23 protein-coding genes are annotated in these 25580 nt (G+C 42.2%); 8 read left to right on the plus strand and 15 right to left on the minus strand.

Annotation, left to right across the window (positions count from 1 at the left end):
- Positions 1–3: 3 nt before the first annotated feature.
- The 10 genes from DBR43_RS32165 to DBR43_RS32210 all read right to left on the minus strand — a co-directional run bounded on the left by DBR43_RS32165 (position 4) and on the right by DBR43_RS32210 (position 8519).
- The gene (locus DBR43_RS32165) at positions 4–807 is read right to left on the minus strand and encodes a DUF1365 domain-containing protein (protein ID WP_124587461.1); all 804 of its coding nucleotides are present in this window, start codon (positions 805–807) and stop codon (positions 4–6) included.
- Complete coding sequence (locus DBR43_RS32170) at positions 804–2060, minus strand: NAD(P)/FAD-dependent oxidoreductase (RefSeq protein WP_124587462.1); 1257 nt, start codon at positions 2058–2060, stop codon at positions 804–806. The genes DBR43_RS32165 and DBR43_RS32170 overlap by 4 nt, the downstream gene beginning before the upstream one ends.
- Positions 2060–3091: an SAM-dependent methyltransferase gene (locus DBR43_RS32175; RefSeq protein WP_124587463.1), complete on the minus strand. Its 1032-nt coding sequence runs from the start codon at positions 3089–3091 to the stop codon at positions 2060–2062. Before DBR43_RS32175 ends, DBR43_RS32170 begins: the two co-directional genes overlap by 1 nt.
- A gap of 175 nt (positions 3092–3266) precedes the next feature.
- Entirely contained in the window at positions 3267–4058 is a 792-nt protein-coding gene (locus DBR43_RS32180; RefSeq protein ID WP_124587464.1) for a DUF1295 domain-containing protein, read from the minus strand.
- 12 nt (positions 4059–4070) lie between these two features.
- Positions 4071–4799: an acyl-CoA desaturase gene (locus DBR43_RS32185; RefSeq protein WP_124587465.1), complete on the minus strand. Its 729-nt coding sequence runs from the start codon at positions 4797–4799 to the stop codon at positions 4071–4073.
- 116 nt (positions 4800–4915) lie between these two features.
- The gene (locus DBR43_RS32190) at positions 4916–5413 is read right to left on the minus strand and encodes a phosphoheptose isomerase (protein ID WP_124587466.1); all 498 of its coding nucleotides are present in this window, start codon (positions 5411–5413) and stop codon (positions 4916–4918) included.
- 66 nt (positions 5414–5479) lie between these two features.
- On the minus strand, positions 5480–6067 hold the full coding sequence (locus DBR43_RS32195; protein ID WP_124587467.1) for a hypothetical protein: 588 nt from the start codon (positions 6065–6067) through the stop codon (positions 5480–5482).
- Between the two features lie 554 nt (positions 6068–6621).
- A complete protein-coding gene (locus DBR43_RS32200) occupies positions 6622–6984 on the minus strand; it encodes a response regulator transcription factor (RefSeq protein WP_124587468.1) in 363 nt (120 codons plus the stop codon).
- 110 nt (positions 6985–7094) lie between these two features.
- A complete protein-coding gene (locus DBR43_RS32205) occupies positions 7095–8285 on the minus strand; it encodes a PAS domain S-box protein (RefSeq protein WP_124587469.1) in 1191 nt (396 codons plus the stop codon).
- Positions 8286–8297: 12 nt separating this feature from the next.
- Complete coding sequence (locus DBR43_RS32210; RefSeq protein ID WP_124587470.1) at positions 8298–8519, minus strand: helix-turn-helix domain-containing protein; 222 nt, start codon at positions 8517–8519, stop codon at positions 8298–8300.
- Between the two features lie 142 nt (positions 8520–8661).
- Between DBR43_RS32210 and DBR43_RS32215 the strand changes: the two genes are divergently transcribed.
- The 5 genes from DBR43_RS32215 (at position 8662) to DBR43_RS32235 (ending at position 11433) form a co-directional block, all read left to right on the plus strand.
- Positions 8662–9327 (plus strand): hypothetical protein, encoded by a 666-nt coding sequence (locus DBR43_RS32215; RefSeq protein ID WP_124587471.1) that lies wholly within the window; start codon positions 8662–8664, stop codon positions 9325–9327.
- Positions 9328–9343: 16 nt separating this feature from the next.
- Positions 9344–10084: a hypothetical protein gene (locus DBR43_RS32220; protein WP_124587472.1), complete on the plus strand. Its 741-nt coding sequence runs from the start codon at positions 9344–9346 to the stop codon at positions 10082–10084.
- Positions 10085–10099: 15 nt separating this feature from the next.
- A complete protein-coding gene (locus DBR43_RS32225) occupies positions 10100–10459 on the plus strand; it encodes a hypothetical protein (protein WP_124587473.1) in 360 nt (119 codons plus the stop codon).
- Between the two features lie 84 nt (positions 10460–10543).
- The gene (locus DBR43_RS32230) at positions 10544–11143 is read left to right on the plus strand and encodes a sigma-70 family RNA polymerase sigma factor (RefSeq protein ID WP_124587474.1); all 600 of its coding nucleotides are present in this window, start codon (positions 10544–10546) and stop codon (positions 11141–11143) included.
- A gap of 5 nt (positions 11144–11148) precedes the next feature.
- Complete coding sequence (locus DBR43_RS32235; protein ID WP_124587475.1) at positions 11149–11433, plus strand: hypothetical protein; 285 nt, start codon at positions 11149–11151, stop codon at positions 11431–11433.
- Positions 11434–11487: 54 nt separating this feature from the next.
- Here the strand turns inward: DBR43_RS32235 and DBR43_RS32240 are convergent, their stop codons facing one another.
- The 3 genes from DBR43_RS32240 to DBR43_RS32250 form a co-directional block, all read right to left on the minus strand.
- Positions 11488–12804: a DUF3887 domain-containing protein gene (locus DBR43_RS32240; protein WP_124587476.1), complete on the minus strand. Its 1317-nt coding sequence runs from the start codon at positions 12802–12804 to the stop codon at positions 11488–11490.
- A gap of 134 nt (positions 12805–12938) precedes the next feature.
- The gene (locus DBR43_RS32245) at positions 12939–14654 is read right to left on the minus strand and encodes a RagB/SusD family nutrient uptake outer membrane protein (protein ID WP_124587477.1); all 1716 of its coding nucleotides are present in this window, start codon (positions 14652–14654) and stop codon (positions 12939–12941) included.
- A gap of 18 nt (positions 14655–14672) precedes the next feature.
- Positions 14673–17906, minus strand: coding sequence for a SusC/RagA family TonB-linked outer membrane protein (locus DBR43_RS32250; protein ID WP_124587478.1), 3234 nt, complete (start codon positions 17904–17906; stop codon positions 14673–14675).
- Between the two features lie 576 nt (positions 17907–18482).
- Between DBR43_RS32250 and DBR43_RS32255 the strand changes: the two genes are divergently transcribed.
- From DBR43_RS32255 to DBR43_RS32265, 3 genes are read left to right on the plus strand one after another with little or no spacing between them, the layout of a single operon-like run.
- Positions 18483–20969 (plus strand): tetratricopeptide repeat protein, encoded by a 2487-nt coding sequence (locus DBR43_RS32255; protein ID WP_124587479.1) that lies wholly within the window; start codon positions 18483–18485, stop codon positions 20967–20969.
- A 1-nt stretch (position 20970) separates the two neighbouring features.
- Positions 20971–22752 (plus strand): HSP90 family protein, encoded by a 1782-nt coding sequence (locus DBR43_RS32260; RefSeq protein WP_124587480.1) that lies wholly within the window; start codon positions 20971–20973, stop codon positions 22750–22752.
- A 7-nt stretch (positions 22753–22759) separates the two neighbouring features.
- On the plus strand, positions 22760–23833 hold the full coding sequence (locus tag DBR43_RS32265) for a hypothetical protein (RefSeq protein WP_124587481.1): 1074 nt from the start codon (positions 22760–22762) through the stop codon (positions 23831–23833).
- A gap of 13 nt (positions 23834–23846) precedes the next feature.
- Here the strand turns inward: DBR43_RS32265 and blaOXA are convergent, their stop codons facing one another.
- Together blaOXA and DBR43_RS32275 are read right to left on the minus strand one after the other, a co-directional pair.
- A complete protein-coding gene (gene blaOXA, locus DBR43_RS32270) occupies positions 23847–24659 on the minus strand; it encodes a class D beta-lactamase (protein WP_124587482.1) in 813 nt (270 codons plus the stop codon).
- Between the two features lie 11 nt (positions 24660–24670).
- Positions 24671–25492, minus strand: a complete 822-nt coding sequence (locus DBR43_RS32275) for a glutaminyl-peptide cyclotransferase (protein ID WP_158622653.1) — start codon at positions 25490–25492, stop codon at positions 24671–24673.
- Positions 25493–25580 lie beyond the last annotated feature (88 nt).

A 25580-nucleotide genomic window follows, 5' to 3' on the forward strand; every position in this document is an offset into this window, starting at 1 on the left:
GTTTCAATTATTCTTATATGGTTTATATACGTCCTTTTGCAAACTCTGGTTTGCAGATTTTTGGTGAAAGGCAAACTTTTTCTTCCACAACAGGAAGGCCTGCCAATGGATAAGTCCCATTACCCTCAGGGGGATCAGGGGGATGCTGAAGAAGTATTTGAGCAGATTTATGTTGTTTAACACTTTCCGCTTGCCCCGGAGTGTACTCAGGAAGAAGCGCTTGCCTTCTTTATCATAATCATCGATACGAATATCCAGTTCTTCATCCGGAATGCTCAGGTTGAAGTCAAAGAGGGTATCCAGATCGATGAATGGCGAGACATAAAAATATTTCTCTGCACGCTGCCGGAAAGTATTACCTTCCAATGTATCGCTCTTCAGCAGAAAAAGTTTCATTTCCCGGAAAGTATTGCTGATTTCCACCACTGTACACAAGGGTTTTCCTGCCTCATCCTCACAGAAGTAAAAGGAGACAGGATTAAAATTATAGCCCAATACTGCGAGGTTAGTGAGCAGCATTACCCTGCCATTTCCGAGTTCAAGATCATTTTCAGAAAGATATTGACTTAAATGCTGCCTGAGGCTCTTCGTTTCGTCCGGCTGATCCTTCGGCAACTGCATGTGGTCTTTATTCCGGAAATTAAAAAGATTAAACCGGTTAAAACTCAACCAGTATAACTTTTTGGAAAGTGCAGGAAGCACATCAATATCCAGGTAAAACAAATACACCCTATACCAAAACCGGTGCTTTTTAGGCGCCAGCCGATGGTGCATTACCTTGCAGATATATAAGGAAGATTCCATCATTTTTTCTTTTGCCAGGATTCACAAAGGCCGACTGCACTCGCGTAAGCATCTTCATGAAAACCATATTTAAAATAACTTCCGCAATAATAAAGCGGTCCATTCTGATTTAACAGGTGTAGTTCCTCCTGCGCCTGCATTGCCGCAACGTCAAACAGAGGATGTTCATAATCTATTTCCATAATGACCTTCTTTTTGTCCAGTGAGGCCGGGGGATTAATTGAAACAAAATAGTTTTGTTTTTCAGATACCTGCTGCAGCTTGTTCATCCAGTAGATGGTACTCGCCTGCAACTGTGATCCCTGCTGTTCGACCCGATAATTCCAGCTGCTCCAGGCCAGTCTCTTATTCGGCATCTGGCCGCTGTCTGTATGTAAGACTGCTTTATTCTGATGGTATTTAAACTTCGAAAGCAGCCGTTCTTCATCCGGACTTTTATGCTTCACTATCCGGTAAGCCTGATCTGCATGACAGGCCATGATCACCCGGTCATATAGCCCTTTTGTCCCGTCCGTTGCCAGAACTTTTACTTTTCCTTCCTCCAGACGCTCCACTTTACCCACCTTCTTATTCACCAGAATCCGATCTTTAAAGGGCTTAATCAATAACTCCCGATACGATTGACTCCCATTCTGCAGCGTAAACCATTGGTGCTGCGTATCCAAACCCAGGAACCCATGGTTCTTAAAAAACCGGATCAATGCGACCACAGGAAAATCAAGAATCTGATCCATAGGACTCGACCATACTGCCGAACTCATCGGGATCAGGTATTTATGCAGCATATCCTGACTATAGCCAAACTCAGTGATGTAGCGGGCAAGCGTATAATCTTCATACTTCTTTTGGTCAAGGATGTCCACACTTTCCTTATTAAAGCGGTTGATCTCCATCAGCATCTTTATAAAAGAGGGTTTGAACAGGTTTCTTCGCTGTGCAAACAGGTGGTTCAATCCGGATCCGCAATATTCCAGTCTATCCGGCATGTACTGCACACTAAAAGACATATCTGTCTTTTTTACCGGCGCATTGATCTCTTTAAACAACTGGCTCAGCAGAGGATAGGTTTCATAATTGAACACCATAAATCCGGTATCGATATAGACCGGTTTTCCGTCCTCCTGTACCGTCACCGTATTGGTGTGCCCCCCGATATAGTCCTGTTCTTCATAAAAGGTAAGGTCATATTGTTCATGAAGGAAATGACCACAGGCCATTCCTGCTATTCCGGTTCCTATAATTGCAACTTTCTCCATTAAGTATTTTTTTTAAACAGGTAGTGGCAAACCATCCATTCGTTACCATTTTTATAACCAAACAATTCTGCACATGCCATGTAAAACAGTCGCCAGTAGACCCACCACTTCAAAGCCTGCTCCTGGCCATAAGTGCGGACAAACAAAGGGATAATTTCTGCTTTGTGGGCATCCATACGTTGCAGCCATGCTTCCGACGTTTTAGCATAATGCGTTCCGTTGACCACCCAATGTTCTTCTGCAACCAGGTCATCATTAAAATAAAACAAGAGGTGGTTTGAAGGCATTAGGCCACCCGTAAAAAAATATTTGCTCATCCAATCAGATTCATCTTTGACTTCAAACTTATAGGCGATCTGCTGATGGGTAAAAATATGAACGAAGAGTCTCCCGTCTTCCTTCATAAAGGAAGAGATTTTATGCAGCAGCAACTGATAATTCCTCATATGCTCAAACATCTCTACTGACACTACCCGGTCAAAACGCCGAAGGGTGTCAAAACTGTTGATGTCTGCGGTAATTACCTCAAGATTGGAAAGCTGACGGTCTTTTGCGGTCTGGTCTATAAATTCCTTTTGCGTAGCAGAGTTCGACACCACCGTAAAGTTACTTTCAGGATATTTTTCAGCCATGTATAACGACAAAGAACCCCAGCCGCAACCAAGTTCCAGCACCTCCTGTCCATCCTGCAATTTGGCGCGCAGGCAGGTCAGTTCCAGCATATCTTTCTCTGAAGTATCGAGATCCTTTACCCAGGGATTCCAATATCCGCTGGAATATTTTAAATGTTTGCCCAGGCAATACTGATAAAACTCAGTAGGAACCTCATAATGCTGCTCGTTTGCCTCCGCGGTATGAATGGCAATGGGATTGGTTTTTAATTCGCTGATCAGCTCGTTTAAGCGTTGTTGCTGCGATTCTGCATTGCCGGTATTTTCTTCTCTCAACCGCTGTCTGATCAGTCTCCTGATGCCCGTTCTTAATAAAAAGTCGGGTAATTTATCCTGTTCTGTTAAACTATCGTACCACATTAATTTGTTGATTAAGGTCTCTGGTATTCTCAGGGGCATTACATTTAGTGCTGTTTTGTTCCGACAGGTGATCAGACCTGAAAATCCTCAAACAGGATCGGTTTCATTTACAAACAATTGTAACGCCCAATAGTTTAACTATACGTTATTCAGGAAAGTTTAGATTGTTTTTTTTCTAAGAACTTCTATTTTTAAACCAGGGAATAAATACACTGGTCGTTTTCTGATAGTTACGGTATTTATCGCCTTTGGATCTCAATGCCTGCTCTTCGGTTGCAGGAATCCCGGTAACTTTAAACAACAAATAACCAATGATAAGCGGACTGATTATGGCAATCCAGCCCATTGGAGAACCGAGTGCAAACACAAAATAAGCTGTCCACATCAGGAGCTGAAAAAAATAGTTGGGATGGCGGGAATAGTTCCATAATCCGGACTGACAAACCTCGCCTTTGTTTGCCGGATCTTTTTTAAACTGAGTCAGCTGCCAATCGGCAATTGCTTCGCCGAAAACGGCGATGGCCCAAAGTATAAGCCCCAGGTATTCCGGCGGACTAATTTCCGGGTCTTTATTCACTGCAATTACAAAAAAAGGAATGGCCAGGAATACATTAGAGAAGGCCTGAAATTGAAAAAACCAGAAAAACTTTTTGTTCTCCTGAGGTGCCCATTCTTTCCGAAGCTGCTGATAACGCCCTTCTTCTTCCTTCAGGTAACCGATCACACGCTGCCACAGGTGAATCCCTAACCTTGATCCTGCAATCAGGACCATGCCGCAGATCAGCTGTTTTCGCAGTTCGAGTCCATCCGCAAGGAAAAATAGCAGTACCGCTATTAAAGGAAAATTGAAAGCCCAAAAGACATCAACCACCCCTGCGTTTTTAATCTTAACCGCCCAGCACCAGGCTGCAGTCATCAGCAGGCAACACGCAACTAAACAAACAAGGAATAGATAGGGTGTTGCCATCGTCTTTTTGTTTTAAACTTTTCTTATCCGGATAATGTGAAGCCAATGCATTACCTTCATGATCGGATAGGTTGGATCAAATTCAAACCATCGCGAAGCGAAGTTTGGATTATTGGGTTTTTTATGGTGGTTGTTCTGAAACAATTCGCCCAGCATCAGGAAATCCAATGGTAACGAATTTTTACTATGGTCATCATTATCATGGTTGGAATAGCCATATTTATGTCCGCACCAGTTCACGATAGCACCATGAAGCGGCCCCATTAAGAAATGGATTGGTAACAATAGGAACATCCACCATACGGTAGCGAAAGTGACATAAAACCAGATATAGAAAGAGATGAATACAATTCTGGTGATCCAGGAATCGCCAATCTTGTCAATGAATGGCCATGATGGGTATTTATCTCTGAACTGCTCCTCAGGTTCTACATTATATTTTGAGTAATTGAGGTAGATGTTTTTCGTTTTGATCATCATTCCCCATACATCTTTCACGAAATGCGGAGAGTGCGGATCTTTTTCGGTATCACTAAATGCATGGTGCATGCGGTGTAAAATGGCATAGGCCCTTGGATTTAAAAAAGAGGAGCCCTGCGACAAGAAAGTAATGGCATAGAAAAACTTCTCCCAAAAACCATTCATTTTGAACATCTTATGAGAAGCATATCGGTGCAAAAAGAAAGTTTGTGAAAATAGAGAGAGGAACCAGTGTAAAAGAAAGAAAACTAAAATGATCATATTTGTTATTATACGTACGGCTATTAGATTTATACGGATGTTTGGGCTGTAAAAATAGCAAAAAAAATCCCGTAAAAGTTTTACCAATACGGGATTATATCTTAGATAACCTGGTTTTATCTGCCAAAGTCGTCCTGAACCCTTACGATATCACTTTCATCAGAAGGATTTGAAGGATCAGTATGTTGCCAGATTTCAGAAACGATTCCCCAATCATCCAGACCGATCAGACGGTGTCTTTCGCCTTGTTTTAACCTGATTGTTTGTGCTGGTGCCAATTGCTGAACATCACCTTGTTCATCAGTTTCGCTGGTGCTCACGCCTACTGTACCATTTACCACTCTCCATATTTCTGCACGACGGTGGTGATATTGCCACGAAAGACGTGTTTTAGGAGCTACAATTAATATTTTAGGACTCAGTTTACCTGAGATCTTTAGTTCATCAACATTTAATCCATCAAAATAAACATTGGCAAACTGCTGCGCCTGGTCTTCATCGATCACAAAAAATCCTCCCCATGGGCGGGTTTCATCACGATTAACCACATTAAATCCTTCAATTTTTAAGCGTTGAGCTACGCCATCGAATATTTCTTTTTTCTGATCTGACATTTTGTTCTGATATTTTACACGCCAAATATAATAATATCGCTGTAAAATGAAACTCCGGTCAGGGGATTAAGACAGCCGGCTGATTTCCAGCAGGTCTTCGTTCAGATCTACGATCAGGTCATAGAGCAGTGCGACATTCTTATCCGCACTATTTATTTTTTGATCGAGAATCTCATAATAACGTTCATGAAACTCCTCATAAGTTTCATCAGGAACATCAATCACCATCAGTTCAAGCTGACAACTTGTGTGGTACAGCATCTGTGCCATGGACAGATAAACGCCTGGCAGGTTATCCAGCAGATCAGCGTAAGTCTGGCTGCCCCAGTCCATCAGGTAGCAATAATAATTATCGGAGGCGAGTAAGTTGTATTCCTCATTGCCCAGGACCTCTATTTCATCCAGGTTATTGATCAGAAAATAGGTGCTTAAGCACTGAAGAGTCTTATCCACGGAGGCAAGCAACAGCTTCACGACCTCATCATCTACTGACCTGAGCAATTCATAATCAGTATCAGAATTCGAATCTGCGTCTACCAATCCTTTCAGGTCCGAAAGCTCTTTCTCATGAGCAAGAAGAAAACCATTTTTACAAAACTCATTGATCGCAAAGCTCAGTACATGCGGTACGATCCCTTTAATTGCATCTTCCAAAATTCCCCCCTTTCGAATATTTAAGTTTTTAAAGCTAAAAAATCTAACGTCATAACAAAACAGAAATGAGAAGAATTAATTTTTTCATGATACCTTTAATCATGGAATATGAAATCTCAGATATTGTAATCATCTACATCAGAAATCAGTTCAACCCTTTTCTGAATATTGGAGATCGGATTTATTATAAAGTAGAGACAGGCCTCCCACATCCCGTAGCAGATTGTTTAATTACGCACCTCGATCTATATTATCAATATGAGCTAAAAGAAGATCCCGATATGACAAATAGATTTTATTACGAAATACAGGACCTCAATTGTCATAGTAATGTTTAATTTCAATTCATTAAAACTTTCTTATAATGAAGTCCGTTATAGTCATAGTTTGTTTGGTTTAGGTTGGTCTGTGGTGGGCCAACCATCAATTAACAGGGATACCTCTCCAAGGTTTATCCCTGTTTCCTTTTTACAGCTTTTGTAAATAAAAAAGCCCTTTCCGGGCATACATTTAAGTCTGCTCAAAAAGGGTCTTTTTCCATTCGTGAAAGCTGATTATTTTTCCAGCAGCTTTTTAATTCTTTTAACAATATAATCAATATCGAATGGTTTGCTGATGTAATCATCGGCTCCCGCAGTAATACTGATTTCTTTATTCTGGTCATTTGCAGACATCACAATAATTGGAATATGTTTGGTAAAAAGGTCTGATTTCAGATCCTTACAAATCTCTGCACCATCACCATCCGGCAACATAACATCTAAAATGAAAAGATCAGGCACAGAATCTTTCAATTTCTCTTTTAATTCTGTAAAAGTAGACGAAAGCTGTAATTCATATCCCTCATCTTTAAGTAAAACACCAATTATATATCGGATATCTTCATCATCTTCAAGTACATGTATTCTTTTGATCATTTTTAATTGTTTTTAAATGGAACTTCAACGGAGTACTAGCAACAATTTTGCCATAGATTGCAAAAGGGAGTGTAATTGTTACGATAATCTCATTAACATAAAAAACAAGATTAGTTTTTCAAGTCAACATTCTTTGTTGAAACATTTATCTTAGTGATGATTTCATCCAGTTCTATCGCAGACTGTTCCAGCACTTCCAGAAGGGAGACATCTGTCTGATTGCGTTCAGCATCAGCTTTCAGCAAATTAAGAATACCAACAATGTTACTTACCGGCCTTCGAAGTTCATGTGAATTGTTCCAGGCAATATCTTTAAGCATCTGATTTTTACGCAGCAAACGTTGCTCATAATTCTTCCGCAGGGTGATGTCCCTTAATGCTCCCACCATTTTTTCTGCCTGTCCGTTTTTGTCCAATAAAATAAACGCCTGATTGGAAACATACTTATAAGTTCCATCAGCACACTTCAGCTGATACTCACAGCGCCAGGAATTGCTGAGCTCCGCCAGGGAGTCTTCCATGCTCTGCTCCACCCTCGCTCTGTCGTCGGGATGGATTTTACTCAGGATCCATTCTATTGTATTTTCACGGGCTTCGGCCGCATATCCAAAAATTTCTGTAAAACCATTCATCCAGTCGATCTGATCTTTCCCGGGGGAATATTCCCAGATCACATCATTTGTGACACTCGTTACGGTCTCATAGACATCCAACAGCTCTTTAATGCGTTCTTCTGCTTTAACATGTCTTTCTATGTCAACCGCAATTACGGTATAAGCCGGCTTACCCCGGAACACGGTTTTGTGGTGGGAGATCAACATATGAAAAACATCTCCGTTTTTCTTTTTGTGGAGCCAAACGCCCGATGCCCGCCCTTCCGGATGTTCGGAATTCAGGTATTCTTCCAGTTTAGTGCGTTCTTCTGTTGGCCGCAGGTCAAGTACGGTCATTTCTAAAAGCTCTCTTCTGCTATATCCATATTTTCTGACCATCACCTCGTTCACCTCCACAAGCCGGTAACTGCTCCGGTCCAGGACATAAATAGCTGCGATAGAGCCTTCAAAAAGCTGCTTATAGCTTCTCTCTACACTGGAAAGATTTCGGCGGTGCATTTCGATCAGCAAAAACAGGATCAGGCCGGAAACAACCAGAAAAATGATGTTCTTATAATCATACAAAAAGCTCATGTCCTCCCCTGGAGTACGCTCATCCAGTCTTTCTATCCAGTTACTGCCCAGATTTAGCCAGGCCGCCCCCAGGGCAATGTAGATGATTGTAATAAGGGCTGATTTTTTCCGCATGTTGAATTCCGCTTAACTTCTTTCGATCAAGGTCAGGTCATGATACATTTCTTCCAGCATCTCTGCCGGCTTTACATTAATTGCCAGCGCAATCAAATAAAGTTCTTCCGCCCTGAGCTTCGAAGTCTCCGTCAGGGTAAGCTCATTCATTCTTGCCCTGGTTAGCCCTGTCCTTCTTGCCACCTCCGCCTTATTTACAGAACGCTGTCCTAAATAATATCCCAGTTTAGTCATAAAATGTATAGATTTTTTTAACACTAATACAGATAAATATATAAATGACAAAGATAATCTATACTATAATTGGTTAAATTGACGCATTATCTATACGTTTGTATAGATAATACATACAACCCTCAATTCTTAACCCTTAAATATGAAAGAAGAAAACAAAAAACCGGTCAGTCTGACCTTTAGTGCACGCATGTCCGCTTTACACCTGGCCATGCTGTATAGCTTTATGATTAAGAGAATCGCCAAAGGCTATTCCACAGCAGAGGTATCCTTTTTAATGGGCTATCACATAGATTTCATCAAACAAAAGGAAGAGCTTAAAAGTATAGGCTTCTCTTTTGAAGACATGCATTGTTTCAGGTATGCGATGGAAGAGATTTCTTTAAGAGCGATGACACCCGGATTTGAACGCCAGAATTACACAAGGGATTACCTCCTGAAAAAGCATATTGAAGGGACCAGGATCGAACATCAGATGTTCCGTATAGAAGAGGACCAGTCTGAGCGGCTCATTTTCCAGCTCATGGAAGAGAACCCCGGCTACATCAGGTATCAGACTGCAGAGAAGGAAAATGCAGCAGAAGTGAAGGCCATCTTAAATGTTCTTTTTGAAGGCCGCCTGTTTTTCAGCCCTCAAACTCCTTTGGTGATCTATCAGCGTTGTCGCAGTGTGATTGGCAATGAAAGTATTGAACCGCGGTATGTACAGGCAGCACTTTTAGAACTCACAAAAAAAAGCGGTTTCCCAAAACTTAAAAGAACAAGATCAAACGAATACGGTTGCAGGTATGAAAAAGTATTTGAATAACCATAACGCATCACTCATGAAAAAAGATAAACCAGAACTAACCATTCCCCTGGAATTTAAAATTGCCTGTGCCACCTATCATTTAGCAATTCCTGAAGTATTACAGCTGTTTATAGATCACATTTCCTTTTACGATTCCCTAAGTCATAAATCTAAGGACTGTTACCGCTTTGCCACAAATACCCTGCTAAGTCATCCTCATCCACCGATCGAAGGCATCAGCCCTGCTTTTCAAACCAACAGGGATGCCATTATAAAATATGTAAGGGAGATTGTTCAAATGAGTGTAAGGCCCCGGACCCCCGAAATTAAAAGAAGAAAGATGTGCATTCCCATTGTAAAAAAGATTTTCAACCTCATGGAACCTAAAGTAACCACCTCCCGGACCCTGCAGCTTGACGAAGCAAATACCCTGCAGCTGGGGATTGACTTTTCCATTATGTGCGAAACACACAATTGCCGGCCCGAAGTATACATTCAACATTTTATGGATCAGGTTTCCCTGCCGGAGACGCATGCACGGATTGGATTACATCATCTGTTGGAAAACCATGCCATGGCATTTTTTTACCAGGCCATTAGCAAATGTAATGCCCTCCTTAGTCCCCCTTCCCATAAAGCTTTACAGGTCGAATTTATTGACCGGATCCAGGAACTGCACCTCCGCTTATTTATTGTTCGTAACCTGGAGAAAAGACGCGAAAAGTACTACGAATTATATGACAATTATTACCACAAGCTTATTCACTCCGTTTAAAATAAATCAGAAATTATGGACCTTAATTTAAAAGTCAGTCTCCCGCAAGACTTCAGTATGCTGTGCGACTTGTTTCAGGTTGCCCCTGAAGTAATCATTCAGAAATTCATCAACAGGGTCTCCTTCCCTTTTTACTACAGCAGGCCGGATGGCAATGAACGCTGGGCAACGTTATTCTTTCTGAACGAGATCATGGAGGGCAGCCCCCAGATTCAGGCAGAGCTTCCCCTCCATGAACCTTTTATGGACGCACTTGCAGAAGTGGTCTTTAAATACCTCGATGGTGGGAACAAAAACGTAGAAAAAGCAGAGGTTGCCGGGAGAAAAGTCATGAAGAAATGGCACAAACACATCTTAGCCGAAAGAAAGAAATAACATTTCCCGTCTTCCTGCTTTAATCCCGGGATGACGGGAAACAATTGTTGCTTCCAGGCTTTATAATTATGCTAGATTTGTACAATGGAGCCTTCAACTCAAAATTCAGGAAGCGCAAAAACAATCAGGTCCTGGGTACTCTTATACTTTGACAGTTTATATTCCTGGGCTTTTTACAAAACCTCAAGCAAAGAATCTGCGGAAGACCTTGTTCAGGAAACTTTCTTGGTGGCCTTGAAATCATTTGATCAATTTGAAGGAAAATCAACGCCAAAATCATGGCTATTCGGAATTTTAAGAAATAAAATCGCAGATCATCACCGTCAAAAATATAGGAATCCCGGCATTGCGATGCAACAACAAAGCGAAAATAGTGCGGATGCACTCTTCGGTACGCTATTCAATGTCCACGGAGAATGGAATGTAGCGGAAAGCCCTCAGCCATGGCAGGAAGAGCGGAGTCATCTTTTAGACAATCCGGATTTCAATAAAACACTTCAGGACTGCCTGGGAAAATTACCCCTAAACTGGTTTTCTGCAATTCAGTTAAAATTTATGGAAGAAAAAAAACCGGAACAGGTGTGTCAGGAATTGGGCGTTACGCCGACTAATTACTGGCAAATCATCCACAGGGCAAAATTACAACTCAGAAAATGTTTACAGATCAATTGGTTTAACGGATAACGAAAATGAAGAAAAAAATCATTCACCTGATCTTACTGTCCTGCACAAGGGCAACAGAACTGATAGAGAAAAAATCCCTGTTTGGTTTATCCTGGATAGAAAGGCTGCAACTTCGGCTTCATACCAATGTCTGTGATGGCTGCACCATTTATCAGCAGCAAAGCATATTACTCGACAAAGTTCTTCGCAGTCAAGCGATCAATTTTGACGAATTAAGCCTCCTTCCCCAGGTTAAAAATGAGCCGCTAAAACAAAGCATTCTTTTAAGCCTGGATAAAGCGTCCAATTAATTTCACTACTGCAAAAAAGCCCTGATGACTCATCAGATCACCAGAGCTCTTCATTTATTTTGCCTTTATCCAGGTGGCAATATCATTTACCAATATTCCTGAGACACTGACTGGTATTCCATACTGCGTCATATTTCCCTTTTCTTTTTGAGGGCTCAATAAATGGTTCAGGTCCGGATATAGTTTCAGTGTTACGTTCTTTTTCTTACCTAAAGCCGCATTCCAGATTTGATAATCCTGCGGAGATACCTGGAAATCGAATCCGCCCTGAACAATCATAATGTTTTGTTTGATCAGCTTTTTTGCTGTTGCCACCTGATCATAAAGGTTTAAGTCAACCCAATAAGCCGCCGGTATGCCCAACAGCAAGGAATCAGGTTTAACCAAACCAAGTTTAGTAATTCTGGTTTTTGCCGTTTCCTTTAAGGCTTCTTCCAGCTGCTTCTTTATTGCACCTGTAGTATCCTTTACCTGCGATACCGAATACCTGTTTTGATCATCAATCACATCCGTCAGTTTTCTTGCCGGAGCTGCTGCCAGGATCAGGCCATTGAGGTCCGGAGCCAGTGTAGCCAGCTTTGGCGCAAGCATGCCTCCCATGCTGTGTCCAAACAGGTAAATTTTCTTTTTATCTGCTCCGGGAATTGTCCTCGCCAAAGCGATTGCCGCCAGGGCATCATCTACTACTTCTTCCTTAACAGTAAATGCTTTAGTAAACTCCCCTGAATAGGCAAGCGTTCTTTTCACATAGCGAATGCTCGCGATACCTTTTGTTGCCAAACCTGCAGCAAGATCTTTGAAGGGTTTATTTGGCCCTACAGTTTCATCCATATCACTTGGACCGGAACCATGCAGCAAAACAACAATCGGGAAGTTGGCCCCTTTTGCAGGAATAGTTAATAAGCCTACCAGGCTATGACCAGCGGTCTTAATATAAATCTCTTTTTCTTTGTAAGCATTTGTATCGGCGTAAGCGGGTCTCAAATAGGACTGCTGATTAGACTTCTGTCTTGGGAAAAGCCCAACCAATTTTTCACTTTTATTAAAGACCAGCAAAAAACCCTGAGTTTCTTTTTCGAATTTAACATCCACAGAAACGGCAAAAAACTCGCCTTCCGCTTTACTTTGAATGACATCAGTACTCAATACCTTTCCATAATTTGTATGCAGGGATTTCCAAATCGTCTCCAGATTTTCAGGCGTAATTTTAGACTGGACACTTTCGTCAAAAAAAGCCTGTGCTTCAGTAAACTTCTCCTCTTCCATCAGTTTAAAGAAATCGTCTGAGCGGTTAAACAAGGACAGTACGCCTTGAGAAAACCCTGTTATGCTGAGAAACAGGGCAAAAAACAATAAAATAACTTTCTTCATGTAATTGCGGTCGTAATTATAGATTATTATGGTTGCTAATACACCAAAGTTAGCATTATTTGGTTCCCTTTCGGAGATTTCGCTGCAACAAAAAAAGGGTCATAAAGACCCTTTTTCAATATCATACCACCCGCTTAATTGTATCCGGAGTTTTGCTTTAGTATTCCCTGGCTACGATCAATCTGATTTTGCGGAATCGGGAAATATTCGTCCCGGTCTTCCATCACCACTGGCTTCAGGTAAGGAAAATAATCTCCTTCAAACTGGAAGTAACTATCCAGTGTTCGTTTCGCAATTCCCCAGCGCACCAGGTCATAGAAACGATGTCCTTCCAGAGCGAGCTCCAGCCTGCGTTCCATGCGCACGGCATTCCGCGCATAATCCTGACCCGGGAATGAAAGGTATGGGCTCACCTGATAGACCGCTACGTTTACTCCTCCTACCTGTTTTGCCGGTAACTTTGCAGCTCTGGCACGCACCTGGTTCACCAGAACTAAGGCATTTGGTATACTTCCTGCTTCGACTTCACATTCAGCAGCCATCAGGTAAACATCCGCCAAACGGATGATATTTACATTCAAGCCTGTCACATTTGTATTTCCGGGACCTGTTCCACTGGAAACCTGCGAAGCATCTATTACATTCTTATAAGCGACAAAAGGTCCTCCATTAGAAGGTTCACGGATCCAGGAATCGCCTTGCATCACTCCCCAGTCATGGAAAGGAACACCCCTTCTTCCCATGGTATAGTCCATGCGGGGATCGATCCTCAGGGTTTTATCCAGCTCATATGCTTTTTTCTCTGCATCGCTAAGACCGAAATCAGACTTATAGGGCTGAGCTCTGTAGTCTCCCTCCAGAAGGTAAGGTAATCCATCCGGATTTACCTTAAAGGCATTGGCCAGGTCAATAGAGGGCTGGAAAAATCCACAGCAGGTAATGGGCAGGCCATTCCCGTAAGGAAAGTTCAGGATGTCGCCAACATTACCATTGTCGCCCCCTGTACCATCTGCACCAACCGAATGCTGGACAGCAAAGATCGACTCCGGTCCATTCTCTTTAGTGATGTCGAAATTATCGGTGTAAGGTAAAGTTTCGAGCTGTGGTCTTGCAGCGATTACAGCTTTCAGCAATGGCAAAGCATCCAGATATTTCTTTTGATACAAATAAACCTTTCCTAAATACGCCTGTGCGACCACTTTGTTGACCCTTGTGACCGGATCTTTTGAGGTTACCATTCCCAGGTTATCTACTCCAAACTTCAGGTCGTTCACAATGGCCGGGTAAATGTCAGGCGTATTGTCTACTGCTACGGTCGTCGTTGTTTCCGTAATCAGCGGTACATTTTTAAAAATCCTGGCCAGAAAGAAATAATAGTGCGCCCTTAGAACCCTTGCTTCTGCCTGAATTTCAATGGCCCTTGCTTCCGGAAACTTTTTATCTCCGGCCTGCACTATACTTAAAAATTTCAAGGTATTGTTACAACGCAGGATTCCTTCGAAACAGCGGACCCAAACGTTCTCCAGGTTATCATTGGTACTTGTTGGCGAATGTCTTTCCAGTAAATTCATATTTGGCTGATCACCATTATCACTTCCTTTATGTGCATTATCGGAGGTCACCTCTCCCAACAGCCACTGACTTGGTGCCGCGCCATAATTTCCGAAAGTACCGTTCACATTTCCATTCAAAAGAGAATAGGCACCTGTTAGAAATCCATCGACTCCTTCCTGGGTGTCCAACTGTCCACCAATCAATTCTCCCTGGGGATTTTTTTCCAGAAAGGACTTACTGCAACCCATTGCGGTAAGCAGCAATATGCTATATAATATATAATTAATCTTTTTCATCTTTTCTTATTTTAATCGTTAAAAACCTACACTTAATCCCAATAGAAACTGACGCGGACTTGGGTAAATACCACGATCTACACCAAGGGCAGAAAACGTTTCCGTTTCCTGGCTCACTTCAGGATCCAGTCCTGTATAGTTGGTTAGTGTAAAAATATTGGTAGCACTCGCATAAATCCTCAGTTTACTCACTCCCCATTTAGGTCCGAAGACCTTTTCTGTGGGCAGTGAATAACCAATCTGTAAGTTTTTCATGCGTAAAAAGCTTCCGTCCTGAACATAATAACTGGAAGATGCATACTCCAGATCCGAAGCCCGGATATTTGCCGAAGGAATTTTACTGCCTGTATTTGTTGGACTCCAGGCATTCAGAAGCCGGGTACTTTTGGCTCCGTTAAAAGTAGAAAAATCTGTAAAATACCGTGTTGCCTCATACAAATCGATGCCCTGGACCCCATTGAAAAACATGGAAATATCAAAATTCTTATAAGAAGCATTGAAATTCAGGGAATATAAAAAATCAGGATTTGGATTTCCGATAATCGTGCGATCTCCCGGATCTATTTTATTGTCGCCGTTAACATCTCTGAATTTAAAGCCGCCAACGCGCGCTCCGGTATAAGAAGCACTTCCGGCAATCTCTGCCGCATTCTGGTAAATCCCCAGGATGTCGTAACCATAGAAGGAACCGAAAGGTTGGCCCTCCTGCAGGATACTCGTTTGTAAAGTCCGGAAGGTACCATAAGGCTGTTTTGTAATTCCCGGGGCCAGCTTAACAATCTTGTTCACATTTTTAGAGAAGTTAACGCCTACATCAAATTTGAATGGTTTATCGTCATTCTTTCCATAATGATAAGCCAGTGTCAGCTCAACCCCTTTATTGCTCATATCGCCCACGTTCACAAAAGGCGGGGCACCCAGCCCTACTCCTGTTGCAGGTAAGGGAATCGGGTAAAGCATATCACTCGTCTTTTTATTGTACCAGTCGAATGAGCCGTCAATTGTTGATTTGAAAAGGGTAAAATCAATCCCCACATTGATGGAACTTAAAGACTCCCATTTAATGGCAGGGTTTGCATAGTTATTTTGCCATACTCCGGGCGTAACATTGTTATTTCCATCAAAGCTATAGGCAGAATTGATGATGGAAGACTGGAACCTGTTGGCGTATTGAAAGCCTGGGATCCTTTGATTTCCAGTTTCACCATAGCCTACGCGCAGTTTAACATCATCAATCCATTTGGCATTATCCTTAATAAAGCTTTCTTCGGAAAGTCTCCAGGCCACACTTGCAGCAGGGAAATAACCGTATTTATTCTCCGGTCCGAAGTTAGAAGAGCCGTCACGACGAACGGTTACACTGGCCAGATAGCGATCATTATAAGAATAATCAGCACGGCCAAACAGGGAGAACAATGAACCAAGCGTTCCGATACTCATGTTGCTGATATTTTTAGAACCTCCCCCAAGGTAATAGTAATCGGGATCGCCCAAAAGAAAGAACTCATTTCTTCCTGCATCTAAGCGGCGTGTATTAGAGCGGATCGCCTCGGTACCAGCCAGGAGGTTTAAGCGGTGTTTGTCGGCAAAGACCTTGGCATAGGTCAGCGTATTTGTCCAGGTCCACTCCGTATTGTATCCCTGATATTCATTCAGGTTATTTGAATTGTTACCTTCAGAAAACTCCAGATTCGGATAACGCATGCTCAATCCATTAAAATTTTCATAGCGCATTCCAAAGCTTGTTCTGGCGGTAAGACCATCAACAATATCAAGCTCACTGAAAACATTCCCAAAGAAGAAATTGCTTTTATTCAGGTTATCCTTCGCCCGGAAGAGAAAGGCCAGGGGATTTTCCGAATTTCCCAGCTGACTTCCCCGGCTACCTGCAAAATTACCTTTGATGTCATAAACAGGAATAATCGTGTTCATGCGGTAAGCCCAGCTAATGGCGCTCCCTTCATCCTGGTACTCCCCTGAAACGTTTGGATTAACCCCAAAACCAAAGCCTTCGGAATAACTGTACTGTATATTTTCTCCGAAACGAAGTTTTTTATTCAGGGCAGAAAAAGTGGTGTTTGCCCTGACGTTATATCGTTTAAAGCCTGTGTAGTCAATCGTACCTTTTTGATTCAAATGTCCGAGGGCAAAGCTATAGGTGGCATTTTCACCGCCACCTGAAGCCGCTAGCTGATAATTTTGTACGGGGGCATTTTTTGTAATTTCATCAAACCAGTTGGTTCCCTCCTGGTTGGCCTTTGTAATCTGATAGAATGTGGCCGGGTCACGGCTATAATTATATTTTGAAGGATCTGCATCTGCGGCAGTAATTTTCTGTCCGGCGATCTTTCCTGCCACGAGGTATTCCGGAAGTGTTGGCGTAGGTCCGTTTCCATAATTATCGCCTGTGGCGGGAGCTTCATTTGCATTTCTGTAAGCAGAGAAGAGGTATTCGGCATACTGCAGCGGATTTAGCATTTTTGGGAAAGTACCCTTCCTTGGCCGCTGGGTACCATAATAGGTATCAAACGTCACCTTTGGCGCACCAAGGGTCCCCTTTTTTGTCGTAATGATCACCACCCCGTTATTGGCTCTGGCCCCGTAAATAGAAGCAGAAGAAGCATCTTTTAACACCTGCATGCTCTCAATATCGTTTTGATTGAACCAACTGAGCTTTCCTTCATAGGGTACTCCATCGATCACATATAAAGGATCATTATTATTGATGGTCGTTACCCCCCGGACCCGGATTTGGGGAGTAGATCCCGGAGCACCATCATTTACGATCTGCACCCCCGGGGCTTTTCCCTGAAGTGCTTCTACCGCACTTGCCGCGGGTTGCGACTTGAGCTGGGTGATGTTAACAACTGCAACGGAACCGGTGAGGTCTTTTTTCCGCTGACTGGTATAACCGGTCACCACAATTTCACTTAAACTGTTGGCATCAGGCTGAAGCACCACATCAATGCTGCTCTGTGTTCCAACTGTAATTTCCCGTGTTCCATAGCCTACAAAGGAAATGGAAAGCACATCGCCGGATTTTGCGATGATGGCAAAAACGCCGTTAGGGTCGGTTAGCGTGCCAACCTTCGTGTTCTTGACTTTTACTGAAGCACCGATAATGGGTAGTTTGTCGTCACTGCTGGTTACTTTACCAGAGATTTTGACCTGGGCACTGACTCCAAAATATAGGAATAGACAGGCCAGCAAAAGGAGAGACCTCCTTCTGAGATTTGGGATGATTTTAAACATAAGATATTTGGTTAGGATAGTTAATAGTTTCGGTTAGTTAGGCTTACGTTACATAGGCATGGGGATTAAGGTTTATAATTTTGGTTATTTGTAACTTATCTGATATACAATATAAGCATAGTGTAACTAATACACAAGTACTTATTGTTTTTTTAAGAAAATTAGTAAAACAGGCGATTTTATAGAAATGAAGGCACATTTTAGCGAACTTATGTCCGGTCTGCAATACAAATACACCTGTAGTCAGTACAACAACAACCGTCATATTCACGTTTTTTTTTACCAGTCCTGACTTTTGTTATTCAATTGCTTACCCTACTCGATCAGAATGGCTTAGGTTGCTTCATGAAGATTTATTTTCCACAATTACCTGGTGTTTTTACTAAAAACACTGAACAGGCTTTAGGATTGCTCTCAACTGGACTAATTGTTGCTCTGTGAAGGAGCTGCAATCAAAAAAAGGAATAAAGAATTTTTATTTTCCAATGTGAAATAATTTATTCAAATTAACCAGCGTTGTTTAACAAAAAAAGCGATCCGGTATAAATATTGTTTTCATAATAACCATATAAGATAATGAGCCTTAAAACCACTTACACTACTTTCCAGCAAAACGCACAGCATAGCGATCTCCCGATACTTCAGAACCTGCAAAAATATACAAAAAATGACCTAAAAAAACCGGAAGTCTGGCACCAGGCATTTGCTGTTCTGGAGCATGCCACAGGGCTTCTTCCCGCAAACAGCCAGCAGGTGTTTACGCTTTATGAAATGCTTTTTATGGGCGGCCTTGATTTCAAAGCGAGTGTCTATCTGGACGAAGCCGATTATAATTTTCATCTGGACACCGTAATCAGCGTCCTTGAACAGGTGGCAACTCATTTTCCCATTGCTTATTCACAAATTGCTTTTCAATACCGCGAAGCAAGAGGCACACGTAGAGATGCAGAAAAGATAGCTTTCTATTTAGATAAGGCAATTGAAAATAAGGTGGAACTTGCAGTAGCAGTAAAAGGTTACCTCCTTTATTACGGTGTCATTTTAGAAAAAGATGAAGAGACCGGACTTCGCCTGCTGAACAGTTCAGAAGCAATATGGAATAAACTATACCGGGGTTATATTTCCATAAACAAAGGTGAGATGGATGGCATTCCGGCGTTAATTACGGAGCTGAAAGAAACCAACGATCCTTTATTGAAGAAAAATGTATTGCTGTTTGAAGGAAATTATTTAGACCATACAGAGCAGATAGAAGCAGCAAAGACCCTCTACCAGCAGCTTGTTGACACCGATGAAGCTGATTTTGCAATGTTCAGACTCGGGACCATTATTTTTTCTCAATCTGAGGAGCCTGCGGCAAAAGAAGCCGCTTTTGAATTGTGGAAAGGAGCGTTTGAGCGTGGAACAATAGAAGCAGCCAACCACTTAGGTTACCATTCCCTTCCCGGAGAGGAAGATCCTGATGCGGTAGGGCAGGCGATTTATTGGTTTGAACTTGGAAATTTATACCATAGTAATTTTTCGGCTTATCGCCTGGCATTGCTTTACCTATATGCCCCATCAGTTCTTGATGCCCAAAAAGGCATTTATTACCTGGATGAAGCCATCAGAAACGGATCTTTAGATGCCATGATCGAAAAGGCCGAAATCCTGATCGAAGGTGCACTTGCGGAAAAGAATGAACAGGAAGCGGCAGAACTGTTAAAAAAAGCGGCAGAAAAGAAACTGCCTTATGCTTTAAACAGACTAGGGTATCTTTATGAGACTGGTATTGTGGTAACCGATACTCCAGACCTGGCCGCAGCCCTGGCTCACTATGAACAGGCGGCAGCATTGAATTTTCCTACCGCAATAAATAATGCCGCCCGTTTCTACCGTTATGGCATCTCCACAGAACCGGATCAAAAAAAAGCACAGGAATACTTTGAAAAAGGAGTAGCCCTGAATTCTCCCTATTCCATGACTGAACTCGGCTTCATGTATGAGGATGGTACCATTGAAGAGAATTACCAAAAAGCATTTGACCTGTTTAATCAGGCCGCCGATTTGGACTATCCTTTTGCCATTCACACCGCAGGAACTTACCTCGAGAATGGTTACCACAACCAGAAGCCTGATCCGGAAACCGCTTTTTCTTATTACCTGAGAGCTGCGGAGCTGAATTATCCCAACTGCCAGTTTGAAGTTGGCCGCTGCTACCGTTTTGGAACAGGAATAGCAGAAAACCCCGATAAAGCACTGGAGTATTACCTGCTGGCAGCTGAAGGCGGCAATGCAAAAGCAATGGTAGAGCTGGGTTTATGTTATGAACATGAATATGCGGTTGCTTTTGATGCACAGAAAGCTTTCGACTACATGCAGCAGGCGGCAGATCTGGGCTATTATTATGGTGCCTACAAACTAGGCTATTATTACATGCACGGTTTAATAGAAAAGGACACAGAGAAAGCCCTTCAATGGCTTGAAAAAGCTACTGAAGCAGGATATCCTCATGCCATGCTTGAAATCGGCGATTATTATATGTATGATTACGATCAGATCGATCAGGCTGATAAAGCTTTTGGTTATTATCAGAAAGCACTGGAGGGAGAAACTGTTCATGAGGGCCTGGGTCTATGTTATGAATACGGAATTGGCATAGAGGTCAATAATTCGGAAGCATTTAAATATTATGAGATGGCTGCAAACAACAATTATGTTGTTGCGATGTACCATACCGGACGTTGTTACCTGAATGGCATTGGTGTAAAAGAAAACCATGAAGAAGCTTTCCGTTGGTTCAATGAAGCAGCACAGAGTGATAATACATCCGCACAATACTATGCAGGCTCCTTATTGCTGAACGGTAAAGGCGTAACGATGAACAAGGAACAAGGCATTGAATGGCTCAATAAAGCTGCTGCGGAGGAACATGCTACTGCACAATTTGACCTTGGCAATTGCTACCTTATGGGAGATGGTGTAGAGGAGAGTGAAGATACCGCCATGTACTGGTTTGAAAAAGCGGCAGACAATGGCCATGAAAGAGCAATGAAATTAACAGGTAGAAAAAAAGGAAAATAACATGGATGAAAATCAGCAATACTTGTTTCAGGTAAACCTAAAAGGGATGATCTCCCTGTTATCCGAACATTTGTATAGCAATCCGAACACGTTTGTAAGAGAGCTTCTTCAGAATGGTGTCGATGCGATCACCGCTTTAAGAACGATGGATGAACACCATGAAGGCTGCATCAGAATTCACCTGCCGGACAGCAAGCGGGCCGAACTGATCTTCGAAGACAATGGCATCGGACTTAAAGAAAATGAGATTCATAAATTTCTGGCCGTTATCGGCGAGAGCTCCAAACGCGAGGCCTTTGAAGCGAAAGATTATATCGGCAAATTTGGCATTGGCCTGCTTTCCTGTTTTGTGGTGAGCAATGAGATCATTGTGGAATCCAGATCAGCGCTTAGTGAGACTGCCGTAAGATGGACCGGAAAATCTGACGGCACTTACCACATCAGCCCCATCGAAGAGGAACGCCCCATCGGATCAAAGGTGATCCTTTATCCTAAAGAAGAGTTTAAATACCTGTTCAAGGCCGACGTGTTCCGCAAGAACCTCGAGTATTACGGAGAGGCATTGCCTATGCCGATCTACCTCCATTACGAAGAAACTGTTCATTGGATAAATGAAGCCGGTGCACTTTGGCTGGAATCATCGACGACTAAGGAAGCGCTGCTGGCCATTGGCAGGAAAGCCTTTAATACCGGGTTTTTAGATGCCTTTCCAATTTCAACTTCCGATGGCGAAGTTAAAGGCGTTGCCTATATCCTGCCTTATAAAACACAATTTAGCGGAAAACAAACCCATAAATTGTTTTTAAAAAGGATGTTTCTGAGCGATGATGATTGCCGCTTACTTCCGAAATGGGCGTTTTTTATCCGTTGTATCCTCAATGCAGATGGATTGGATGCCATCGCTTCCAGAGAGGCACTGGTTTACAATGACGCTTTAAAAGGAGCGAAAAAAGAAATCGGAAACATCATTAAGGACTACCTTAAATCTATCGGCCTGATTGACCATAACATTTATCAGAAGCTGATCAGTACCCACTACCTCCACCTGAAAGCAATTGCAGCGGAAGACAACGAGCTTTTACAGGTGTTTATCGATGACCTTCCATTTGAGACGAACAAAGGAATCCGGAGCTTTAGAAACATCAGAGAATTGGAGCATACCATTTTCTACACCCCAAATATTGACGATTTCAAACAGGTCCGCCGGATTGCCGGTGCTCAGGGAACCCTGATCATCAATGCCGCTTACACTTTTGAAGAGGAGCTGCTGAAAAAAATTCAACGTCTGGACAGCAGTCTCAAGATCGAACAAATCTCTCCGGGCAGCTTATTGAATAGCTTTCATGCCGTTGACACTTCCCTGGACCCTGCACTGGCTGATTTTGAAATCCGCGCTGCTGAAGTATTAAAAAAATTAAACTGCAGCTGTAGCCTGAAGATATTTAGCCCTGAAGATACCCCTGCAATATATGTTGCCCCACAGGACGAAATCAATGCAAAACAACCGGTGTCCCCGAGCAATCCGCTCACAGCCACGCTGAGTGCCTTTGCACCCAAAAAGAAAGCGGTACAACCGGTGCTGTGTTTCAATGCAGACAATAAACTGGTTAAAAGTATGATTGGAATTAAAGACCCTTATGTTTTTCCTTCCATTGTTCACATTTTATACGTGCAATCCCTGCTCCTGGGAAAGTATCCTGTAAGTGATACAGAAATGAATTTATTTAACGAGGCACTCCATAGCCTGATCATTATGGGAATGGAGCATTTTATTAATATTTAATTACACCATGAGGTATACATTAGAAGTACAGAAATTATTAAACCGTGCAAACCAGGAAAACATCCATCCAAAGGATGCAGGAAAACTACTGGTTCAGGCGATCCAGATTGCAGATGCGAACGAAGATGTAGAGTTGGGCTACGAACTGCGGTCGGATTTAATGGATAAAGAATGGGGGCTATCCGACAGAACGGAGTTTGTAAGCATTTTCAGCTGGATGTTAAATGCATATGATGCCGATCCTGAAAACTACGAGATAGAAGACCTGCTTTGGAAATACAAATGGATTATCAATGAATTGTATTCCAATCCTGATGTTCCATTGGAACAAATCGAGCTCGTTCTTGAGGATTATAAGCGCAGGCTGGAAGAAAAAGGTCTGGGCATTCGTTCTTACTATTCCAAACAACTGAACGAAGCCTTGTATCAGCAGGATGCTGCTAAAAGCACCATCTTTCTTGACCTCGTTAATGCGGTACCCAGGGATGAATTGAGCGATTGCAACGCTTGTGAAATGGATACAGAAGTAACCTATCTCATCAATGAAGGTGAATTTAGCAAGGCTTATACCAAAGCCCTTCCCCTACTTCAAAAACAGTTTACCTGTGCCCATGTACCGGTGATCACTTTCTGTCAGCTATGCTACATGGCCATCAGAAACAATGAACTGGAAAAGGCAGCAGAATTGTTCCATCAGGCGGAAGAAGGATTGCAGGAAGTGGAAGACGACAGCTCCCTGATCACTTCTATTGGTGCGCTGATCGTTTATCTGTTTCATACCGATAAAGATAAAGGCTGGCAATATATCGGGAAATACCTTCCATGGGCCGACTCTACAAAAACAAGCCGCCGTTTCTTCTTCTCTCTAAATATGGCAGAAGCCTTAAAACAGGAAGATCAGGAGAAAGAGGTCAATATAGAATTACCGCATGAGCATCCGCTATATACCACATCAAACACCTATACAGTAAAGGATCTATACGACTATTATTACACAGAGGCGCAGCAATATGCCCTTGAGTTTGATGAACGCAACAGAAACTCAAACTTTTCCCTTCAAATAGAAAAAGCGCTTAATTAAGCGCTTTTTCTATTTATTTCTTCAGAATATTCAGTTCATCAAGAATATCATAGACGATATTCAGACGTGCATCGGCAAAATCGGCACCACGGTTTTCAGTCTGCATGCAGTTAGAGAAATAATACACATTGTCTTTAGTCGTCACATACCCCACATACCATCCAATCGTTTGCTGCCCCTGTTTTCCTGAACCTGTTTTTGCCCTGATCACTACACCGGCACTATCTTTAACAATCATTATCTTTTTTACCAGATCTATAGTACGTTGCGAGACAGGAAGTTTATCGCCCTGCAGTCTCCTTAAAAAATCAATCTGCCCCTCCGGCGTTACCCTCAATCCGCCACGGAGCCAAAAGCCATCTATTCCTCCTGAGATATCCGCATTACCGTAATTCAGCTTCTCCAGCCAGAATTTCATTTTTTTCTCACCGACCTTTCTCGCCAGCTCCTGATAAAACCACACGGTGGAATTTTTGAAGGCAGCCTTCATATCCGTATCGGCATTCCAGGCAGGCATTGGCCGTGCCTTCCCATCCCATTTAAACACCACATTTTCACCTGCTACCGCTCCTGTCTCCAATGAAATCAGTGAGTTACAAATTTTAAAAGTGGAAGCTGGTGTAAAAGGCATCTTTGACTGTTCCTTATTGTAATAGAGATACTTATTGTTCTTCTGATCGTAAAGGATAAAAGAACCATTCACTTTGTACCGATCGTAAAACTTTTTAAGGTCCCTGGTTTCAGCAGGATCTGTTGACTTAAAAGCGCTCAGTCCTGAAATTACCAACAGCATCAGAACGGCAAACAGCGGGGTATAGAATTTCATATGATATTTGGTTACTTATTCAGTTCAATCTGGTAAATATTGGCCCATAGCTTCCCGGTAATATATATTTTATCAGAAGCAGGGTCGTAAGCAATTCCATTCATTTCTAATGCGCCTGGATTGTTGTTTTTCTCCTTAACTGCCAAAGCATTAAAATCCAGTTTACCTACCACTTTAGCCGTAGCCGGATCAATTTTAACGATGTCATTGGTTCCCCAGACATTGGCGTAGATAAACCCTTTAATAAACTCCAGTTCATTCAGTTTAGCTAAAGGCTGCCCGTTTTCTGTCACAGAAATGGTCTTCACCGGCGACAATTTTTCGGGATCAAGAAAAGTTAATTGATCCGTACCATCACTCATGATCAGGGAAATGCTATCCGTTGTTAGTCCCCAGCCTTCTGCATTGGCATATTTAAATTCTTTGAGCTTTTTAAAGGTTGTCGCATCATAGACGAATCCCAGCTGATTTTTATAAGTAAGCTGGTAAAGCTTATTTTTCAGGATCACTATGCCCTCTCCAAAGTATTTTGATCGGTCCAGCTCTACCTTGACATCAAGCTTACCGGTTTTCAAATCCTGAATGCCAATTAAGGAACGCGTGCTTGTCATATCAAGCGGGGAACCTGTGCTTTCAAAAAGTTTTCCCTGATGAAATAAAAATCCTTCGATGAATAAAGTGGTATCATGAGGGAAATTGTTCGTCACATAATAACTGAGTACAGGAGTTGAAGGCACTTCCACTGCAACAGCGTTTTTCTCCTGATGATTACTGTTTTGGCAGCTTTGCAAACCCAGCAATATAAGAATCGGGCAAATAATTTTTCTTTTCATATGATCTGAAAGCAAATAAAAGAAAATCATCTTATTCTTTACCTATAATGGGGCAACTAATTCTAAAAAAACATCTTGTATTCAAATG

It is taken from the genome of Pedobacter sp. KBW06, from assembly GCF_003852525.1.
Taxonomy (GTDB): Bacteria; Bacteroidota; Bacteroidia; order Sphingobacteriales; family Sphingobacteriaceae; genus Pedobacter.

Excerpts from the sequence above, each read along its gene's own strand:
- DBR43_RS32200 (WP_124587468.1), bottom strand. The coding sequence starts at position 6,984 with ATGATCAAAAGAATACATGTACTTGAAGATGATGAAGATATCCGATAT.
- DBR43_RS32255 (WP_124587479.1), top strand. The coding sequence starts at position 18,483 with ATGAGCCTTAAAACCACTTACACTACTTTCCAGCAAAACGCACAGCAT.
- DBR43_RS32170 (WP_124587462.1), bottom strand. The coding sequence starts at position 2,060 with ATGGAGAAAGTTGCAATTATAGGAACCGGAATAGCAGGAATGGCCTGT.
- DBR43_RS32175 (WP_124587463.1), bottom strand. The coding sequence starts at position 3,091 with ATGTGGTACGATAGTTTAACAGAACAGGATAAATTACCCGACTTTTTA.
- DBR43_RS32240 (WP_124587476.1), bottom strand. The coding sequence starts at position 12,804 with ATGAAGAAAGTTATTTTATTGTTTTTTGCCCTGTTTCTCAGCATAACA.
- DBR43_RS32250 (WP_124587478.1), bottom strand. The coding sequence starts at position 17,906 with ATGTTTAAAATCATCCCAAATCTCAGAAGGAGGTCTCTCCTTTTGCTG.
- DBR43_RS32265 (WP_124587481.1), top strand. The coding sequence starts at position 22,760 with ATGAGGTATACATTAGAAGTACAGAAATTATTAAACCGTGCAAACCAG.
- DBR43_RS32260 (WP_124587480.1), top strand. The coding sequence starts at position 20,971 with ATGGATGAAAATCAGCAATACTTGTTTCAGGTAAACCTAAAAGGGATG.
- DBR43_RS32165 (WP_124587461.1), bottom strand. The coding sequence starts at position 807 with ATGATGGAATCTTCCTTATATATCTGCAAGGTAATGCACCATCGGCTG.
- DBR43_RS32230 (WP_124587474.1), top strand. The coding sequence starts at position 10,544 with ATGGAGCCTTCAACTCAAAATTCAGGAAGCGCAAAAACAATCAGGTCC.
- DBR43_RS32225 (WP_124587473.1), top strand. The coding sequence starts at position 10,100 with ATGGACCTTAATTTAAAAGTCAGTCTCCCGCAAGACTTCAGTATGCTG.
- DBR43_RS32275 (WP_158622653.1), bottom strand. The coding sequence starts at position 25,492 with ATGAAAAGAAAAATTATTTGCCCGATTCTTATATTGCTGGGTTTGCAA.
- DBR43_RS32205 (WP_124587469.1), bottom strand. The coding sequence starts at position 8,285 with ATGCGGAAAAAATCAGCCCTTATTACAATCATCTACATTGCCCTGGGG.
- DBR43_RS32215 (WP_124587471.1), top strand. The coding sequence starts at position 8,662 with ATGAAAGAAGAAAACAAAAAACCGGTCAGTCTGACCTTTAGTGCACGC.
- DBR43_RS32180 (WP_124587464.1), bottom strand. The coding sequence starts at position 4,058 with ATGGCAACACCCTATCTATTCCTTGTTTGTTTAGTTGCGTGTTGCCTG.
- DBR43_RS32190 (WP_124587466.1), bottom strand. The coding sequence starts at position 5,413 with ATGTCAGATCAGAAAAAAGAAATATTCGATGGCGTAGCTCAACGCTTA.
- DBR43_RS32245 (WP_124587477.1), bottom strand. The coding sequence starts at position 14,654 with ATGAAAAAGATTAATTATATATTATATAGCATATTGCTGCTTACCGCA.
- DBR43_RS32185 (WP_124587465.1), bottom strand. The coding sequence starts at position 4,799 with ATGATCATTTTAGTTTTCTTTCTTTTACACTGGTTCCTCTCTCTATTT.
- DBR43_RS32220 (WP_124587472.1), top strand. The coding sequence starts at position 9,344 with ATGAAAAAAGATAAACCAGAACTAACCATTCCCCTGGAATTTAAAATT.
- blaOXA (WP_124587482.1), bottom strand. The coding sequence starts at position 24,659 with ATGAAATTCTATACCCCGCTGTTTGCCGTTCTGATGCTGTTGGTAATT.
- DBR43_RS32210 (WP_124587470.1), bottom strand. The coding sequence starts at position 8,519 with ATGACTAAACTGGGATATTATTTAGGACAGCGTTCTGTAAATAAGGCG.
- DBR43_RS32235 (WP_124587475.1), top strand. The coding sequence starts at position 11,149 with ATGAAGAAAAAAATCATTCACCTGATCTTACTGTCCTGCACAAGGGCA.